Genomic DNA, 17348 nt, shown 5'->3' with positions numbered 1-17348 from the left:
GATAAGCCTAATTTATAAAACATATCCTAGCCCGAGCCGTAAAAGATACCCAACGACTATCGCAATGGTAAAACTGGCCAATGTCCCCACTAAAACATACTCTGTAAACTTTGTATCTTTAGCATTTTTCAGATCTCCAAACCGAAATATGGATTTGGCGGCTAACAGAAAGCCTATCCCTGACAGAAACCCCACCTGAATAAACAGTACAATAATAAGACGTTCCATGATTCCGATAAGCATCCCCGCATCTATTAATGTATCTTTTCGTTTATTGCTCAGCTCATTCTCTTGATTCCATTTGCTAAAAAAAACACGCAGAAAGATAGGAGTTACCACAGCTACCAATAAAAATGCGATAACACACAAAATAATTTGATTCGAAATCAAATGTTCGAAGAACCCAGTCGGTATGCCAAAACAGTAAAAAGTAGCAGCCAACAATACCACCAAGTGCAGAAACTGATCAAGGGCAAACAGAAATACTGGCCTATAAGGCCATAATTTCTCCCACCATATCTTGAGACTATCCACAGCAAGATGTGCACAACCGATAGCAAGTATAAGTACCCAATATTCGGACCACGAAGGGTATAATACTACAGTCAGTATTAATAGATGAACCAAAATATGGAGTAAAAGATAAGAAACATTATTCCTTCTCTTGATCACCCAACTTTGAGGTTGTAAAACAAAATCTCCAAGCAAGTGCGCTAAAAATAATTTTAAAAAAAGTGTTAGCATCTTCTCAATAATTCTTCTGTGCAATAGGCGATTGCTTTATTTAACTTGCTCCAACCCGCCCTGGTAAGTTCAGTACTCACTTGGCTCTGATGCTTACGGTGGAGTCTCTTTGCTAATTCCTGTTGATTCACATCCGGGTTTCTCAATGCTTCGGCAACAGTTTCCGCCATATTGACGGTCCATCGATTTGCTATTTCAACGCACAAATTAAGCATAATATTACTTAATTCATCCCAATCTTTCCATGGAGAACTTACCATTAGTAAATCTTTATGAAGGGACTCAAAGGCTTCACCTGACCGCACAAAAGCATCACCAAATGAATTCTTTATATGCGCATCCATATAATCTACCGTGCCGATTCCTAGCCCCATTCGAACCTCCAAATTACCGAGAGACCTGATACGGGATTTGATATAAAACATCGACTCAATAGCTTTGTCCAATCCCAACATTACCTGAAAACTATCGCCCCTATAAACATCGTACTTATCCGAACAATCTCCTAAAGTTGACTCTAAAAACGGAAGCCATTCCCGAATATCCTTAGAACGCGAATCTACAATATCACCCGTAATAATTGCATACAATTCCATTACCTACTATTTATATCATTTCACTCATTGAAATGATAATCAAAATTATCACTATTTTTAATGATAATCAAAATTATCATGATTTTCAATGATAAAAAAAGCTATCAATTAGTCTGTTTTAATATTTAAATTAGCTAGAGGAAAACAAATCATGTCTAAATAGAGTTTTGTATATATGAGTAAATTCCAAAAACAACTTAAAGCAGGTTCAAAATTCCAACTAAAGGATTTTCCAACACATATCGACAAGATTAGCCCCGAAGAAGCTAAAAAAGAGCTAAAACAGGTACGAAAAGATATTGCAAATATACAGGAAGTCATGTACGCTCACAACAAATACAGCGTATTGATTTGTCTTCAAGGTATGGATACTGCAGGAAAAGACTCTCTCATCCGAGAAGTATTCAAAGATTTTAACGCTCGTGGTGTCGTAGTACAAAGTTATAAAACACCTAGTTTCAAAGAACTACAGCATGACTACCTTTGGCGCCACTATATTGCACTGCCTGAACGAGGTAAATTTACCGTGTTCAACCGTACACATTATGAGAATGTCCTCGTCACCCGTGTACATCCAGAATATATATTGCTAGAAAATATTCCAGGTCTCTCCAACGTGAAGGATATTCCCAAAGATTTCTGGAAGAATAGATACCAACAAATCAATAATTTCGAACATCATATCTGTCAAAATGGGACGATTCTTCTCAAGTTTTACCTTCACCTCTCCAAATCCGAACAAAAAAGCCGATTGCTGAGACGCTTAGACAAAGAAGATCACAATTGGAAATTTTCTCCAGGCGATCTAAAAGAGCGAAAACGCTGGGATGAATATATGGCCTATTATCAAGAGACCATCCAACACACCAGTAAGCAGCAAGCTCCTTGGTATATTATACCTGCGGACAACAAAGAAATATGCCGTTATCTTGTCGCACAAGTCATCCTAGAAGAACTAAAGAAATATAAGGATATCACTTATCCAGATCTTCCTCCAGATATCGAAAAACATATCGAACTATACCGCAAAGAGTTAGAGAATGAAAAATAAATAACTTCATCAAATATTATTACTATACTTCATACCATCAAGCCCTCTGAACCTTCCTTCATAGGAGAGGCTTACTCCCTATTAATAAGTTCACAAATCTATGACGGTTTTTATTGGAAATTATCAAAAAAATAGGTTTGAAAATGAAGTATATATAATATATTTGTATCACCATGAGCACAACATCATATTTATCAGATAGAATCAATAGCCTTTCCGAATCGGCTACATTAAAAATGACCAAATTAGGTCGTGAACTAGCGGCACAAGGCATAAATGTAATCAGTTTAAGCGTTGGCGAGCCTGACTTTAACACTCCAGATCATGTTAAAGAAGCTGCCAAAACCGCTTTGGATGAAAACTATACGAGATATACCCCCGTACCAGGATACCCAGAGTTAAGGAAGGCCATCGTAGACAAATTGAAAAAAGAAAACGGACTAGATTATGACATTTCTCAGATTGTTGTATCTACAGGTGCAAAACAATCTTTGTCCAATGTTATTTTGACCTTGATCAATCCTGGAGATGAGGTAATCATCCCAACCCCGTACTGGGTCTCTTACTCCGAAATGGTGGTCCTTGCAGAAGGAAAATCTGTTTTTATCGACACGGATATCGAGAGTAATTTCAAGATTACACCTACACAATTGGAAGCGGCTATAACGCCTAAGACCAAAATCTTTATGTTCTCCTCCCCTTGCAATCCTACCGGTTCGGTATACAGTAAGGCTGAATTGGAAGCATTAGCCAAAGTTTTTGAAAAACACCCCAATATATTCATCATTTCGGATGAGATATACGAGCATATCAACTTTATAGACAAACACGAATCTATCGCTCAGTTCTCAAGCATCAAAGACCGTGTGATCATTGTAAATGGTTTTTCAAAAGCCTTTGCTATGACAGGTTGGCGTTTGGGATACATTGCTGCAAGTAAAGAAATTGCTGCGGCCAATGACAAGATGCAAGGACAGACTACCTCTGGTACTTGCTCTATAGCGCAACGTGCAGGTATTGCAGCTTATGAAGGTGGTCTTGAGAGTGTAAACAAAATGAAAGAAGCCTTCGCACGCAGACGTCAATTGGTTTACGACTTATTAAATGATATACCCGGTGTTAAAACCAATCTCCCTGAAGGAGCTTTCTATTTCTTCCCAGAGATCAGTTCGTTCTTTGGAAAAAAAGACCAAGATGGTAATATCATTAAAAACTCAGGAGACCTCGCATTGTACTTACTTAATCAGGGGCATGTTGCTACTGTAGACGGGAACTCGTTTGGTAATGATAACTATATCCGACTATCCTATGCGGCTTCAGACGAAAACCTTAAAGAAGCTCTCCGTAGAATAAAAGAAGCATTAGCAAAACTCGCTTAAATAATATAGAAGCTCCCTCCTAGAAGGGAGCTTCTATTATCTACAACTCCCTACATACCTAGCCTAATCAAAATGGGATTGTCCACACCGCCTTTTTTTTCGATCAAATCCCCATTCCTCCTTATAACAGAAAAAAGGGAACTGGCAAAAGAATTTACCACTAATCCCAATAAAAATGCATACCTTTGTGTGCTTTTTTAGCCCTACTGAGGACTGTTAAAACACATAAATACTGTTTGCACATGAAATTATCACAATTTAAATTCAACTTACCTGAATCTCTGTTGGCATCCGAGCCATCTGAACAACGTGACGAATCACGTTTAATGGTCTTACATAAAGATACAGGTAAGATTGAGCATAAAATCTTTAAAGACGTCTTAGATTATTTTGATGATAAAGACGTGATGATATTGAACGACACCAAAGTTTTCCCGGCCCGCATGTACGGGAATAAAGAGAAAACAGGTGCTACCATTGAAGTATTCCTTCTACGTGAACTCAACAGAGAGTTAAGACTGTGGGATGTATTGGTAGATCCGGCCCGCAAAATCCGTGTAGGGAACAAACTTTATTTTGGTGACGACGATTTATTAGTTGCTGAGGTTGTTGACAACACAACATCTAGAGGTCGTACTATCCGCTTCCTTTTTGAAGGTACAGACGAAGAATTCCGTCGTAACATCGAAATATTGGGAGAGACACCGCTACCAAAATACATTAAACGTAAGGCAACTCCAGAAGATAAATTCCGTTACCAAACCATCTACGCAAAAAACGAAGGTGCGGTAGCTGCTCCTACAGCAGGTCTTCACTTCTCTCGGGAATTGATGAAACGTCTAGAACTTAAGGGAGTTGACTTTGCAGAGATCACCCTACACATAGGCTTGGGAACATTCCGAACCGTAGAGGTAGAAGATTTAACAAAACACAAAATGGACTCCGAGCAATTTATCATTACTGATGAAGCTGCAAATAGAGTAAACCGTGCTATCGATGACAAGCGTCGCATATGTGCTGTAGGTACAACCTCCATGCGTGCGATCGAATCATCTGTATCAGCAGACAGACACCTTAAACCAGGGACAGATTGGACGAGTAAGTTTATCTATCCGCCATATGAGTTCAGTATAGCAAACTCAATGATCACGAACTTCCATACGCCAGAGTCGACATTATTGGTAATGATTGCAGCATTTGGTGGTTATGAAAATGTAATGAATGCTTATGAGGTAGCTGTCAAAGAGAAATACCGTTTTTACAGCTACGGCGACGCAATGCTTATTATTTAAATAATAAGCCTAAAGCTTGTGAATATTTCTATATAAAAGCGCATTTCTATTGCGCGTAAATACAAATTTATGTAGGTTTGAAGCGTGGATAATTAAAATCCACGCTTTTTTTTATTATGCCCAACAAGATTGCAATCATAGCCGCAGGAGGAAGTGGCACACGTCTCCAATCCAATCTCCCGAAACAATACCTTTTATTGCAAGACAAACCTGTGCTCATGCATACGATACTTGCTTTTTCCGGCATAGCCGACCGTATCATTATCGTATTGAACGAAGAGATGATAGAGACATGGAGATCGTTATGTCAAGACTATCAATTTGACATCCCTCATGAGTTAGTCTCTGGTGGTAACAGCCGCTTTCAAAGTGTCAAAAATGCCCTATGTTACATAGCAACCAACACGTCTCTATTTGATTACCCTACTGCTATTGCAGTGCACGATGCTGCACGTCCCTTAGTAGACAGATCATTGATTGTAAAATCATTTGAGCTCGCACTCCAAGGCCAAAGCAATGTTCTAGCTACCCCTAGCATCAACTCTATCCGAATAGGTGATAAGTCGGCATCCAAAGCAATAGATCGGAACAATGTATGGCAAATACAAACCCCGCAATCCTTTCCTGCTTCTTTATTGATTGAAGCCTTTGAACAAGACGAAACCCCTATGTTTACAGATGATGCTTCCGTTGTCGAACAAAAAGGTCATTCCATACAGCTAATCGAAAGTACAGAAAGAAACCTAAAACTAACCTTTGCCGCAGATTTCAAAATAGCGGAGCTCTATCTGAAGGGTGAGCTGTAAAAATTAGATCAAAGACTACGCATTACCTCGTATGATACGTAGTAATACAACGATAATAGCAATGACCAATAATACATGGATGATTCCTCCTGTAGCATATCCTCCTAAAAAACTAATGGCCCAAATAATAACCAAAATTACTGCGATTAAATAAAGTAAATTTCCCATAGCTTTAAAATTTAATGAATTTATTGTGTTGTTCTAATTATTTTACAATAACGAACAGGCAGTAACTCAAAAAGTTTGTTGTGAGACAAATTATTTAACCTCGATAGTCAATCTATCATAGGCTGCATGAACGTGTGCAGGAAGGAGATCCTCAATGTATTCATGTTTTCCAAATCTATGGCTTATATGGGTAAGATAAGCGCGTTGGGGTTTTATATCATCAATGAAGGCTAGCGCTTCCTCTAGTGTAAAATGTGATATATGCGGAGACTCTTGTAAAGCATTTACCACCAATACGTCAAGCCCCTTCAATTGAGCTCTACTCTCTTGGGAAATGGTCTTTGCATCCGTGATATAAGCAAATCTACCGATTCGAAACCCCATAACCGGCATTTTATAATGCAATACCTCAAACGGCATTATCTTTTGCTCAAATATATCAAAAGGAATTCCAGATTTTATTTCTTCGAGGTCAAGTTGAGGGACACCTGGATATTTAACAGCAGAAAATGCATAGTAAAACTCGCGTTGCAACGCCTCTAAGGTAGGTGCATCCGCATAGATCGAAATCGATTGTTGTTGATGATAATTAAATGCACGAACATCATCAAGACCAGCAATATGATCCTTATGAGAATGTGTCATCAAGACAGCATCCAGATGATCTACCCTCTCACGTAACATCTGATACCGAAAATCAGGGCCAGTATCAATAACCACATTATATCCGTTGTCTAATTCGATCAGAACAGAAGTGCGCAACCGCTTATCCCGAGCATCAGAAGACTGACATACCGGACAGCTACACGCAATGACGGGTACACCCTGAGAAGTTCCTGTTCCTAAAAATCGAATTTTCAATATTTAATCGTTTGTTTTCAATAATGACTTATAAAATGCCCATTGTTTTTCATCCAGATCTTCTTTAAGAAACTCAAACTCCTTAATCAATTGAATTAGGGAATTTATTTTAATCTCCAAATTAGAAAATTTGTTGACCACAATAACTTTAGAGTTTTGAATAACACAAGCCCCAGTCTTAAAGTTACCCTTTTCGTACCGGACTTTATAGCCCAACTCTTCCAACAAATTCTCTATTTTATCTAGATTATACTGTGTAATCGATACCACTATTCAAATTTAAACTATCAATTTCTTAACTACTAATTATCGTATAGATTTCTTTACAGAATTCTCCCTTCATTTATGCGGATGTATCTTTACGCAACAACACACGATCTATATAGTTTCCCATAAAGCCAAAACCGTAAGCCATCAACTGTATAAAAGCGGTGACAACTGAAAAAAGTCCAACTCTAAAACTCTTAGTGACCATTGTGCTATGCCATAGCAGCAATACCACAAAAGAAAACAAAAGAATATCTCCCAACCAAACCAAGTAATGCAATATCACTGCATCATTAAACAGTAAAAGGTCAATAATATTCAACGTAAACAGCCCTAACACTCCCAACGTAAAGACAGCTGGCAATGCATGCACAGCTTTGAGTTCGCTAGGATAGATTTGCGCAATATCAATCCTTCCCTTTCCAAAATTATAGATTTGCTTAAAGAACTGATTCAAACTCGTACGTCTCTTATGATAGACAAAAGCATCAGAAATAAGTCCTACCTTAAAACCGGCATTTATCATTCTAATACTAAACTCGATATCTTCTGATCTCCTCGACAACTTATACCCGCCAGTAGCCTCCCACACTTTTCGCGATATCCCCATATTAAAACTTCGGGGATGAAATTGTCCAACATGGTTCTTATTACCTCGTATTCCACCTGTTGTAAATGGACTAGTCATCGAATAACTAATAGCCTTCTGTATCGTTGTAAAAGATTCATGCGCTGCATCAGGTCCACCAAAAGCATCCCATCCCTCCTTATCAATGGATTCCTTTACAATTGTCAAATAGTCCTCGGGAACGAGGATATCTGAGTCGAACACAATAAAGTATGTGCCACGAGCTCGTTCAAAACCATAATTCCGTGCAAAACCCTGTCCTTCATTTCTCTTTTCAAAATAATGGATATCCAAAGCTCCTTCAAATCCCTCTACAATAGTTTTTGCTGGGACAGCTGATCCATCCTCAACAACAATAACCTCAAAATCTTTATAGGACTGCCTTAACAGAGATTGTAAAAGCTCCTTAATCTCTTCAGGTCTGTTATATAAGGGGATAATAATCGAAAAAAACATAGCTACACAACTCGTTCGATTTGATATTTATTACGCTCCGAACTATTTCTTGATAACAGTTCAGCAATAAAACCAGTCAAAAACAACTGTGTACCAATCATAATTGCCAACAACGATAGGTAAAATAAAGGTTGATCAGTGACATTACGATACACGGTACCATTGGCTATACTCATTAACTTTTCTGATATCAAGTACACAGTAATAAAGAAGCCAATTAAAAAACTGATTACACCTATCGGTCCAAAAAAGTGCATCGGTCTTTTGCCAAACTTGCCTACAAAGAAAATAGACATCAAATCCAAAAAACCCTTTACAAACCTTCCCGCACCAAACTTAGTCGTACCATATTTTCTAGGGTAATGCTGTACAACCTGCTCTTGTATATTAGAAAATCCCGCCCATTTAGCAATTACAGGAATATATCTATGCATTTCACCATACACTTCAATACTCTTGACGACATCTTTCTTATAAGCCTTCAATCCACAGTTGAAATCGTGGAGATTATTTATACCAGACATAGCCCTAGTCACAGCGTTAAATAACTTTGTAGGGATAGTCTTTGTGATAGGGTCATATCGTTTCTGCTTCCAACCAGACACTAAATCTGCCCCTTGATTCATAACACGGTCGTATAATTCAGGGATCTCATCGGGGCTATCTTGTAAATCTGCATCCATCGTAATTACGACTTCGCCCTGAGCTGCCGCGAATCCCACATTCAGGGCGGCAGACTTACCATAGTTACGTCTGAATTTTATCCCCGAAATCTGCTCGTGCTGCTGCTTCAAATCCAATATAACAGACCAAGATGTATCTTTACTTCCATCATCAACCAAAATGATTTCATAACTAAAGTTATTGGCGACCATCACTCGTCGAATCCAATCGGTTAGTTCCGGCAGCGACTCAGCCTCATTATACAACGGTACTACAACTGAAATATCCATATGCTATCTAAGAATCATTTACTTTTTGACAACCTTAGTCCGAAACAACAATGCCAATACCATAGCAAAGACAAAATTGACCAAAAGACTTATAAAAATCGGAGGAATTGTATTTCTAAAAGATAGATCAGAAAACGCAAATGCCCTATCCTGTTCTATAATTTCCATCTGTTGATCTATCTCATCATCAGTAGCTCCCCTACTTTCCATCTCTACGATCTTAAGATTCATAAGATTCTGATAACTTTCCTCTAATACCGTTCGATCCAATATCAACTTCTGATAAACTGTAATACCAATAGCACTGACAACAATACTTGCAGCAAGAAAGATATAGATACTTTTCAACGCCCTACTAAACGTCCAATCCGTGCCATTTCTTTTCTTCAAAAGATAAACCAACCCTATCGGGATCAAGACAGTACCTATTACCTTAAGCGCAGTACTGACCATATATAACGAAGAATAATTATCTACGGTACGACTATGGTAAATAGCTATAATTGAAAAGATGATAGACAATATCCCGGCCACTGCACCATATATTAGCGCATCTTTTTTTTCTCCTTTGGACAACTCGTTACTCATATCTAGGCCTTACTTGCTAAAGTGAATAATAACCTGGTATATAGAGGTTTCATAAGCTTTATTAGAAGCACTTTTTTCAAAATCAGTTACTTGCGCATCTGAAGGGGTCTGCTCGAAAAAGAAAGAGACTAATGGATAGAACAACTCGAAAAGCTCATCCCTATCTGTCAATGTAGTAGACACTTTGGCTATTTCAGAATAGTCACTCTCCACCAAAATCTGGTTTGCAATCACTTTCTCATAGATACTATACTCATCCTGAAACTCATCCTCTTCAACCAATAAGAATTCCTTTAAATAATCTTCTAAAGAAGGTTTGATCTCATCGTCTGCACATTCTTTCAGATACAGGAACACATTTAATAATTCTGTTCCTCTATCTATAGTATCTTCTTCAATTTTCTCCCATTCTTCAGAATCTAGATAATCTTCTTCTAGCTTCTGCACATCCTCTGCAAAGAAGTTTATCATTAGCAAATCAAAACTCACTTCGCGCAGTTCTTCAAAACGCTGATGGTCATCAAATACTTGATCCAGCTGTGCTACTTTTTCCATAAAAGGCAATTCTAGATCATAGACAGCCGACAAAGCTGCCATAAACTCTTTACTATCTATATTATCAATGCGCGCATATGTGCTAACTGCGGCATTTATCGCATTTTTAACTTTAACATCCATGTTATTACTTATTAACAATCAACTTATTATTATTTATAACAAGATTTACTTTTCCTTGTAATTCTTGTCCCATTAATGGGTTATTTGAACCTTTTGATTTATTGCTTTGAGCATCAAATGTCCAAGTGGCATTTAGATCGAAAACAACCAAATTTGCGTTTTCTCCCTTTTCAAACTTAGGCACCTCAACGCCTAAAATCCTTCTAGGCCCTATAGCCATCCTCTCCACGATCGTCTCAGCAGTCAATCCTGCACGAACCGCGAGAGGTAAGGCAGTTTGTAACCCCGTAATTCCATTCTTTGCTATATAAAACTCAACGTTCTTAAATTCAATTTCATGTGGCGTATGTTGCGAAACTATAGCATCAATCACTCCATCCTTAAGTCCTTTTAATAAAGCCTTTACATCTTTTAGAGTTCTTAGAGGAGGACATACTTTATAGTTAGAATCAAAAGTAACTACATTCTCATCTGTAAATACTAGCTGATGCGCTGCTACGTCACAAGTTACCTTAATCCCCTTGGCTTTCGCTTTCTTAATAAGCTCTACTGATTCTGTCGTAGATATTGTGGTAAAGTGAATTGGAGCATCATTGTACTCCGCTAGAAATAAATCTCTCGATACCATTAATGCTTCAGCCAGATTAGGACTACCTTTCATTCCTAAAAAAGTACTCATAGTGCCTTCATTCATCTGATCATCGCCCGACATCGATTCATCTTTGGCAAAAGAAATGATTAATCCACCAAAACCTTTAGCATATAATAACGCTCGTCCCATCAATCCAGCTTCCTGTAAACTATGATTTCCATCCGAAAAGGCAATAGCACCATTCAGCTTCATATCATACAACTCTGCCATTTCCTTACCTTCCCTCTTCTTAGATATCGCACCTATAGGGTATACATCTACCAGATTGCCTTTTGCCGCATTTACCAAGAGTGCTACCTCAGCCCTACTATGTACCGCTGGATTCGTATTAGGTTGCACTGTGATTGCTGTAAAACCACCTGCTGCCGCCGCTGCTGTACCTGTAGCTATATCTTCTTTGGTCTCATAGCCCGGCTCACCAATATTTGCGTTCAGATCAAAAAAACCTGGACTTACAATACATCCTTCTGCAGAAATAATATCCCAATCCGATTTTACTGGTTTTATTTCTTTATCTATATCTGCAATTTTCCCGTCCCTGATTAAGATATCAATCACCTCTCCGTTCAATGGATGATTGGGTAAGACTAACCTTGCTGAAGAAATTAAGACTGTATTCATGGGTATTTTGCTAATATTTAATTTGTTGTAGAATTCCTAAAGAAAGTGAAACGACGAAAAACAAAGAAAAGAGCATGGAGATAAGTCTTGCCCTACATAAAATCATAAAGTATAATGATACTATAAGTCGCTTCATTAAAGGACAAATGTACAAAATCCCCTATAAACATAACAGTGTTTTTTTACTCTCCCCATCGATAAGAATCGATTTGCAGGTCTGCGAGGGAGAATATCCTATCCACGACTGTAGCCGCTAGCTCTTCCATGGTCTGGGGCAAACTGTAAAATGATGGGCTGGCTGGACATATTATCCCTCCCGCCTGCGTCACACTCGCCATATTATTAATATGAATCAGACTCAAAGGAGTCTCCCTGGTAATAAGTATCAACTTCCTTCTCTCTTTTAAAATAACATCGGCAGCCCTAGTTGTGAGATCAGAAGAAGTGCCATTAGCTATTCGAGCCAGCGTACCCATTGAGCATGGACAGACGACCATGGTATCATAATTAGCAGATCCAGAAGCAAAAGGAGACATAAAATCATTCTTCGAATAGAATGTAAAATCCGTGTAATTGTTATAATCTTCGTTTTGTAACTCAAAACGCCATACATCTTTAGCATTATCAGACATCACTACCCCTACATGGGACACCTGATCTCTCATCTGCCCTAATTTATCCAACAAAACCTTGGCATATATGGAGCCTGAAGCTCCGGTTACAGCAACTACTACTTTACGTTTCATATGTATATAATTATTTCATGAGCTCGCAAGCTCGGTTTGTCTTTTAATGGTCAAATGGAATATCCAAACTATATTATGCACGAATTGTTGTAATTGGTGTGCATGCTGCTTCGCGGTCATTCGTGTTTGTGTAGTTTCTGCTACATGGATATTTCATGTGTGTAAGATTTGAATTCCAATTATTCAAACGAAATATTTCATATACTTTTCCTATTTAAGCCCCATGAACATTCCGTTTGGCAAAGCTAGTCAAAATCTTCAGTAACTATTTTGCACATACGTCAATGAAATGGCATAAAAAACTATAAACAAAAAAAGGGTCGAATAAGAAATATTCGACCCTACATCTACCTATGAAAAACATGCCCTTGGGGAGGGCAATACAAATGTACTAAGAGAAAGTATATTTACAACGAATCATACCATCTTTTATCTGTAGTTTTAGGATATTTGTAGTTGTTCGACTACAAGCACTTCGCTACAGCTACATTCTGCGGAGAAAGAATCTATATCATACACTAACATATAGCCTTAGGAAATTAATTAACATTTCGAATATTACTAACATTTTATCCGAATATCCCTTTTTTTTATTTATTTCGGAATTAGATAAAAGTGTTATAATATCATGAGTGCAACAATAATAGAAGAGTATATTGAAACGGGAAATCATCAAGACCTTGAACTACTATTGGGCCAAGACGTCAGTTTAGTTCATCAAAAGACCAGCCATGATATCTCCCCACTCCTTCTGTCCTGCTATTATCACAAACCGCTAGTTACTCAGGTTATTTTAAAGTTTATATCCACGATAACCATACACGAAGCCTGTGCTACCGGTCTATTGCAGCATATCCAGATGATGATAGAGCACAAAAAAGATGTAGTAAATGAAATTTCAGACCACGGTTTCACTCCTTTAGGCATAGCGGCTCACTTTGGAAAAGAAGATGTCGTACGTCTCCTTTTGTTACACCATGCAAATCCCAATATAGGTTCACAGAACGGCTACAATACCTACCCGCTTCATGCCGCTTTAGGAATTAACCATGATGGTATTACGAAAATGCTTATCGAAAGTGGTGCAGAAGTAAATGTCTTACAATATGGCAGTATAGCTCCAATACATTTAGCTGCACAGCACGGCAATATCGATTTAATTGTTCTACTACTTGAGCAAGGAGCAGACATCAGCCTTGTAACAAATACAGGTCAGACCGCATCGGATTTAGCTGCCGACAAAGGGTTTACAGAGATTGCAGGCATTTTAAAAGTGTAAACTCAGGCTTTCAATATTGCCAGTCCAATTGCACATTCTAGGCATCTCTTTTTACTACAGTACTCTCTTTTCAACTGTATTAATGCCTGAGAATCCGCAGCATTTTGACAGGAAAGCCCTAAATCTCTATAAAAGGTAACAATTGAATTTTGCTCGCAAGGCAACTGTTCCAACCACGTCACTGCTCGTTCCTTTAGCTCCTCATTTCCGATAAACTGACCATAGGAAAATAACATCGGGACAAAACAATTTATCACCAAATGATTAAAAAAAGCATTACTCCAACCTTTGCTATGATACTTCGTATCTCTACCAAACCGAAAATGATGGGACCAATAATCATCGACATCAATAGCACGAACAGCTATTAATAACTCATTCAGTTCTTTGACCGTACAAATCTTCTCAAACCAATAAGCTGATGCAGTAATCATTCCTGACAACTGTCCCAATCGATAGGTAGGAAAGTTATATGGTCTAGCTCGCATAAACTTCCATAATGTTGCAGCAACCTCTTCCAATCCATACATCCTTTGGAGAATCTGGTATTCCTTTTTTAAGCGTACAAAGTAGTCATCGTCACACTCTCCTTCCAAAAAACCACTCAGTCCGAACAACATAGCAGCTATCTTCTCTGGCGCATCCTGATATTTATACACCAACCTAGGCTCTACGCGAAACATAAGTTCTTCAAATGCATCAGCATTAATATTGGTACCAAAAGCCCGCCCCAAAACAATTAAAAATGTACGCTCCCAGTCCTTCTTTGTCCGATCTAATAATTCTGAACAGTGTTTGTACTTTTCTTGCAATCGCTCCAGAGTCAATCGCTGCAACCAGCCAGGCCGGACAGATGTCACCCCATACCCAAACTGTCCCTCACAGGCGATCTTTCTTTCTTGTTTTCGCAGTGCATCATAACGATCCAACAGCGCTATATCCACAAAAGCGCTTAACACCAAAGTAGGAATACAGGTACCATCTTCCCTTAAATTGGGTTGCACTCCTGATTGCCAAACCACATGCAAAATTGTAGCAGTATAAGCGGTATCCAAGTGATGCCCATGTCTAGTCCAGTCATCCTCTTTGACATGCATCTCAATATGTCCCCTCCATATTACACCTCCCAATTGAATCGTAGCCAGTTCAAAATCTGGACCAGCGTGGTAATTACGCTGCCCCACATCAATAACCTTGAGCACCTCCCCTTGCGTTGTTTTTAAGTCACCTTGGTTATACAGCCTATAGCGCCAGATAAAATATAGTAATTCTTCTGGATAGTCCATCCTTAAAATTACAACAATTAACTGACAAACAAACCGTTAAAAAACTATTTTTTAAGCAATCTCTTCTTATCGATAATACAGACGTAAAGTATCTGATGCAACCTGTATCTCCTCTTTGTATGGAACAGGCAGACGAGGGGATACAATTCCCCTATCCCACATCGTATCCCCTACAAATACCCTAGCCTCATCCCATAAACCCGCATGGATAAAAGCATCTAGCGTCCTATGACCTCCTTCTATTATTATAGACTGTACATCCATCAAATACAATTGATAGAGAATATTCTGAGGCAGGTACATATCAAAATTCTCCAATGCTATATATTTCAAGTTACCCGACCACTCCGTTTTTTGCTCGTTAAATACAATCAGATCAGTTTTTTGATCTACAAACAACTTATGAGATCTCGGTACATCCAAGCTTTTATCAATTAAGACTCGTTTCGGTGATTTTCCCGTCCAAAGTCTATTATCTAACATCGGATTATCTATTAGTGCGGTTGCTGTACCGACTAAAATAGCATCCTCCTCTGAGCGCCATTTATGGGTCAATTGCTTACTCGCCTTATTACTGATCCATACCTGAGCTGGTACTTCAGGAGCAAAATAGCCATCCTTGGTCTCCGCCCATTTCAATATTACATAAGGCCTGTTCTCTTTTATCTTTGTAAAGAATCGTCTATTAATAAATCGACACTCCTCCTCCAAGACGCCTATCTCCACTTCAATTCCCGCTTCTTGTAACTTAACGATTCCCAACCCGTTGACCTTCCCAAATGGATCCTCACAACCTATCACAACCCTATTTACGCCCAAGGCAACCAACATATCTGCACAAGGAGGTGTCTTACCATAATGGGCACAGGGCTCCAGTGAAACATATACCGTGCTTTGTTTCAATATGCTATAAGCCTGTTCTTCGCCATATTGGATCTTTACCGCCTCAACAGCATTCACCTCTGCGTGTGGCCCACCGTAAGGCGACGTATAGCCTTCTCCCACTATCTTTCCTTCGTGTACAATTACGGCTCCTACCATCGGGTTAGGACTTGTAGTACCTGCTCCCAATTGGGCCAACGCTATACAGCGACTCATGAACCTTTGATCTTCCGTCATAGTACAAACTTACCATTTTATCTAAAAAGAGCGGACAAGCTAAACTTAAAAAATCACTAAATTTCCTCTATAAAAGAATCTAAATGGATGAGGAGAGTTACATAAACCACGGAGTGCTCATGAATACCTTTGAAAGCATACGATGATGAATAATTCGCTTTTATATTACGACACTATTATATCCCGTGTAAAAGCGAATTTATGTATGTTTGCCGTATGAACAATACATGGCAAGAGATAGCTGAACTATTCCAGAAGGAGCTAAAGGAACTCTACCCTTCCGCTGAAATCAACGAACTGTTTTCCCTAACTGTAGAGCACCTCTGTGGCAAGAGAAGTAATCAACTCCATCTTATTAAACATGAACAACCTACACCTAAAGCATCAGCTGAAACTGAGCACATTTTAGCTCAACTCAAAACGGGAAGACCCATTCAGCATGTATTAGGTTATGCACATTTCTATGGCCATATATTTGAGGTTTCCGAACACACCTTAATTCCCAGACCCGAGACCGAAGAACTTGTACACCTTATCCGGCAAGACTCGAAGTCCAAACAGGCTCTCAATTGTATCGATATAGGCACGGGAACAGGTTGTATACCAATCTCTCTTGCTAAATGCATGCCGCAGCATCAGTATTGGGCGATAGACATATCCAAAGAGGCACTAGAAGTAGCCAAACGCAATGCGCAAAAGAATGAGGTTGACATTCAGTTTATACAGATGGATATCTTAGAATGGGATTTAGCATTCGCATCAGACCTTAAGTTTGACATTATAGTCAGCAATCCCCCTTACATAACGACCCTAGAAAAAGCGGATATGCACCAAAATGTGCTCGCTTTTGAACCCCATAGCGCTTTATTCGTCGAAGACAGTGCACCATTATTATTTTATGATTACATCGGCGATTTTGCCAAAGAACACCTAACTCCCGAGGGCCACCTCTATTTTGAAATTAATCAATACCTAGCCGATGAGACGGCAGAACTACTTTCAAAAAAAGGGTTTAACAATGTTCAAATATTCAACGATATCAACGGCGCTAAGCGCATGATCAGAGCCAATGCGCCTTCATAAACCCAAAAAGCACTCTTAAATACACTTTTTTTTTACTGATAGACAACAGGTTAAAACCAAATAAACAAAATAAACCACCAAACGCTTGGCATGTA

At 38.7% G+C, this 17348-nt stretch carries 19 protein-coding genes; 6 read left to right on the top strand and 13 right to left on the bottom strand.

Translation table 11 applies throughout. The annotated features are described in order from the left end of the window. Positions 1 to 12: 12 nt before the first annotated feature. Entirely contained in the window at positions 13 to 744 is a 732-nt protein-coding gene (locus CLV99_RS20810; RefSeq protein ID WP_133586440.1) for a DUF3307 domain-containing protein, read from the bottom strand. Beyond that, complete coding sequence (locus tag CLV99_RS20805) at positions 738 to 1340, bottom strand: hypothetical protein (protein ID WP_133586439.1); 603 nt, start codon at positions 1338 to 1340, stop codon at positions 738 to 740. The genes CLV99_RS20810 and CLV99_RS20805 overlap by 7 nt, the downstream gene beginning before the upstream one ends. A gap of 175 nt (positions 1341 to 1515) precedes the next feature. On the opposite strand from CLV99_RS20805, the gene CLV99_RS20800 reads away from it, so the two are divergent. The 4 genes from CLV99_RS20800 (at position 1516) to CLV99_RS20785 (ending at position 5868) form a co-directional block, all read left to right on the top strand. Further along, a complete protein-coding gene (locus CLV99_RS20800; protein ID WP_133586438.1) occupies positions 1516 to 2391 on the top strand; it encodes a PPK2 family polyphosphate kinase in 876 nt (291 codons plus the stop codon). A 173-nt stretch (positions 2392 to 2564) separates the two neighbouring features. Further along, the gene (locus tag CLV99_RS20795; RefSeq protein WP_246032820.1) at positions 2565 to 3770 is read left to right on the top strand and encodes a pyridoxal phosphate-dependent aminotransferase; all 1206 of its coding nucleotides are present in this window, start codon (positions 2565 to 2567) and stop codon (positions 3768 to 3770) included. Positions 3771 to 4012: 242 nt separating this feature from the next. Further along, positions 4013 to 5062, top strand: coding sequence for a tRNA preQ1(34) S-adenosylmethionine ribosyltransferase-isomerase QueA (queA, locus tag CLV99_RS20790; RefSeq protein ID WP_133586437.1), 1050 nt, complete (start codon positions 4013 to 4015; stop codon positions 5060 to 5062). A 116-nt stretch (positions 5063 to 5178) separates the two neighbouring features. Then, positions 5179 to 5868: an IspD/TarI family cytidylyltransferase gene (locus CLV99_RS20785; RefSeq protein ID WP_133586436.1), complete on the top strand. Its 690-nt coding sequence runs from the start codon at positions 5179 to 5181 to the stop codon at positions 5866 to 5868. Between the two features lie 15 nt (positions 5869 to 5883). Here CLV99_RS20785 and CLV99_RS20780 read toward each other — a convergent pair whose 3' ends face one another. From CLV99_RS20780 to CLV99_RS20740, 9 genes are all read right to left on the bottom strand, one after another. Then, a complete protein-coding gene (locus CLV99_RS20780; RefSeq protein WP_133586435.1) occupies positions 5884 to 6036 on the bottom strand; it encodes a lmo0937 family membrane protein in 153 nt (50 codons plus the stop codon). Positions 6037 to 6126: 90 nt separating this feature from the next. Next, positions 6127 to 6897 (bottom strand): MBL fold metallo-hydrolase, encoded by a 771-nt coding sequence (locus tag CLV99_RS20775; RefSeq protein WP_133586434.1) that lies wholly within the window; start codon positions 6895 to 6897, stop codon positions 6127 to 6129. A gap of 3 nt (positions 6898 to 6900) precedes the next feature. Further along, on the bottom strand, positions 6901 to 7167 hold the full coding sequence (locus CLV99_RS20770) for a hypothetical protein (protein ID WP_133586433.1): 267 nt from the start codon (positions 7165 to 7167) through the stop codon (positions 6901 to 6903). 73 nt (positions 7168 to 7240) lie between these two features. Continuing rightward, on the bottom strand, positions 7241 to 8248 hold the full coding sequence (locus CLV99_RS20765; protein ID WP_133586432.1) for a glycosyltransferase: 1008 nt from the start codon (positions 8246 to 8248) through the stop codon (positions 7241 to 7243). Positions 8249 to 8250: 2 nt separating this feature from the next. After that, complete coding sequence (locus tag CLV99_RS20760) at positions 8251 to 9201, bottom strand: glycosyltransferase family 2 protein (RefSeq protein WP_133586431.1); 951 nt, start codon at positions 9199 to 9201, stop codon at positions 8251 to 8253. Positions 9202 to 9219: 18 nt separating this feature from the next. Further along, on the bottom strand, positions 9220 to 9789 hold the full coding sequence (locus tag CLV99_RS20755; protein WP_133586430.1) for a DUF4199 domain-containing protein: 570 nt from the start codon (positions 9787 to 9789) through the stop codon (positions 9220 to 9222). A gap of 9 nt (positions 9790 to 9798) precedes the next feature. After that, on the bottom strand, positions 9799 to 10467 hold the full coding sequence (locus CLV99_RS20750) for a hypothetical protein (protein WP_133586429.1): 669 nt from the start codon (positions 10465 to 10467) through the stop codon (positions 9799 to 9801). Positions 10468 to 10471: 4 nt separating this feature from the next. Continuing rightward, positions 10472 to 11740 carry a dihydroorotase gene (locus tag CLV99_RS20745; protein WP_133586428.1) on the bottom strand — a complete coding sequence of 423 codons (1269 nt, stop codon included), beginning with the start codon at positions 11738 to 11740 and terminating at the stop codon, positions 10472 to 10474. Between the two features lie 182 nt (positions 11741 to 11922). Then, entirely contained in the window at positions 11923 to 12486 is a 564-nt protein-coding gene (locus CLV99_RS20740) for a UbiX family flavin prenyltransferase (RefSeq protein ID WP_133586427.1), read from the bottom strand. 628 nt (positions 12487 to 13114) lie between these two features. On the opposite strand from CLV99_RS20740, the gene CLV99_RS20735 reads away from it, so the two are divergent. Further along, the gene (locus CLV99_RS20735) at positions 13115 to 13765 is read left to right on the top strand and encodes an ankyrin repeat domain-containing protein (protein ID WP_133586426.1); all 651 of its coding nucleotides are present in this window, start codon (positions 13115 to 13117) and stop codon (positions 13763 to 13765) included. A 2-nt stretch (positions 13766 to 13767) separates the two neighbouring features. Here CLV99_RS20735 and CLV99_RS20730 read toward each other — a convergent pair whose 3' ends face one another. Both CLV99_RS20730 and ribD read right to left on the bottom strand, forming a co-directional pair. Then, positions 13768 to 15051, bottom strand: a complete 1284-nt coding sequence (locus tag CLV99_RS20730) for a DUF2851 family protein (RefSeq protein ID WP_133586425.1) — start codon at positions 15049 to 15051, stop codon at positions 13768 to 13770. A 66-nt stretch (positions 15052 to 15117) separates the two neighbouring features. Then, entirely contained in the window at positions 15118 to 16170 is a 1053-nt protein-coding gene (gene ribD, locus CLV99_RS20725; protein ID WP_133586424.1) for a bifunctional diaminohydroxyphosphoribosylaminopyrimidine deaminase/5-amino-6-(5-phosphoribosylamino)uracil reductase RibD, read from the bottom strand. 216 nt (positions 16171 to 16386) lie between these two features. Here ribD and prmC point away from each other — a divergent pair, with 216 nt between their 5' ends. After that, positions 16387 to 17253: a peptide chain release factor N(5)-glutamine methyltransferase gene (gene prmC / locus CLV99_RS20720; RefSeq protein WP_133586423.1), complete on the top strand. Its 867-nt coding sequence runs from the start codon at positions 16387 to 16389 to the stop codon at positions 17251 to 17253. Positions 17254 to 17348 lie beyond the last annotated feature (95 nt).

Origin of the sequence: Sphingobacterium yanglingense (assembly GCF_004363245.1) — a bacterium.
In the GTDB taxonomy this organism is placed as follows: Bacteria; Bacteroidota; Bacteroidia; order Sphingobacteriales; family Sphingobacteriaceae; genus Sphingobacterium; species Sphingobacterium yanglingense.
This window is presented reverse-complemented; position numbering and strand designations above follow the sequence as displayed.

What these genes read in the sequence shown, in the direction of transcription:
- CLV99_RS20805 (WP_133586439.1), bottom strand. Translation starts at nt 1,340, where the DNA reads ATGGAATTGTATGCAATTATTACGGGTGATATTGTAGATTCGCGTTCT.
- CLV99_RS20745 (WP_133586428.1), bottom strand. Translation starts at nt 11,740, where the DNA reads ATGAATACAGTCTTAATTTCTTCAGCAAGGTTAGTCTTACCCAATCAT.
- prmC (WP_133586423.1), top strand. Translation starts at nt 16,387, where the DNA reads ATGAACAATACATGGCAAGAGATAGCTGAACTATTCCAGAAGGAGCTA.
- queA (WP_133586437.1), top strand. Translation starts at nt 4,013, where the DNA reads ATGAAATTATCACAATTTAAATTCAACTTACCTGAATCTCTGTTGGCA.
- CLV99_RS20780 (WP_133586435.1), bottom strand. Translation starts at nt 6,036, where the DNA reads ATGGGAAATTTACTTTATTTAATCGCAGTAATTTTGGTTATTATTTGG.
- CLV99_RS20740 (WP_133586427.1), bottom strand. Translation starts at nt 12,486, where the DNA reads ATGAAACGTAAAGTAGTAGTTGCTGTAACCGGAGCTTCAGGCTCCATA.
- CLV99_RS20810 (WP_133586440.1), bottom strand. Translation starts at nt 744, where the DNA reads ATGCTAACACTTTTTTTAAAATTATTTTTAGCGCACTTGCTTGGAGAT.
- CLV99_RS20765 (WP_133586432.1), bottom strand. Translation starts at nt 8,248, where the DNA reads ATGTTTTTTTCGATTATTATCCCCTTATATAACAGACCTGAAGAGATT.
- CLV99_RS20795 (WP_246032820.1), top strand. Translation starts at nt 2,565, where the DNA reads ATGAGCACAACATCATATTTATCAGATAGAATCAATAGCCTTTCCGAA.
- CLV99_RS20800 (WP_133586438.1), top strand. Translation starts at nt 1,516, where the DNA reads ATGAGTAAATTCCAAAAACAACTTAAAGCAGGTTCAAAATTCCAACTA.
- ribD (WP_133586424.1), bottom strand. Translation starts at nt 16,170, where the DNA reads ATGACGGAAGATCAAAGGTTCATGAGTCGCTGTATAGCGTTGGCCCAA.
- CLV99_RS20730 (WP_133586425.1), bottom strand. Translation starts at nt 15,051, where the DNA reads ATGGACTATCCAGAAGAATTACTATATTTTATCTGGCGCTATAGGCTG.
- CLV99_RS20755 (WP_133586430.1), bottom strand. Translation starts at nt 9,789, where the DNA reads ATGAGTAACGAGTTGTCCAAAGGAGAAAAAAAAGATGCGCTAATATAT.
- CLV99_RS20760 (WP_133586431.1), bottom strand. Translation starts at nt 9,201, where the DNA reads ATGGATATTTCAGTTGTAGTACCGTTGTATAATGAGGCTGAGTCGCTG.
- CLV99_RS20750 (WP_133586429.1), bottom strand. Translation starts at nt 10,467, where the DNA reads ATGGATGTTAAAGTTAAAAATGCGATAAATGCCGCAGTTAGCACATAT.
- CLV99_RS20785 (WP_133586436.1), top strand. Translation starts at nt 5,179, where the DNA reads ATGCCCAACAAGATTGCAATCATAGCCGCAGGAGGAAGTGGCACACGT.
- CLV99_RS20735 (WP_133586426.1), top strand. Translation starts at nt 13,115, where the DNA reads ATGAGTGCAACAATAATAGAAGAGTATATTGAAACGGGAAATCATCAA.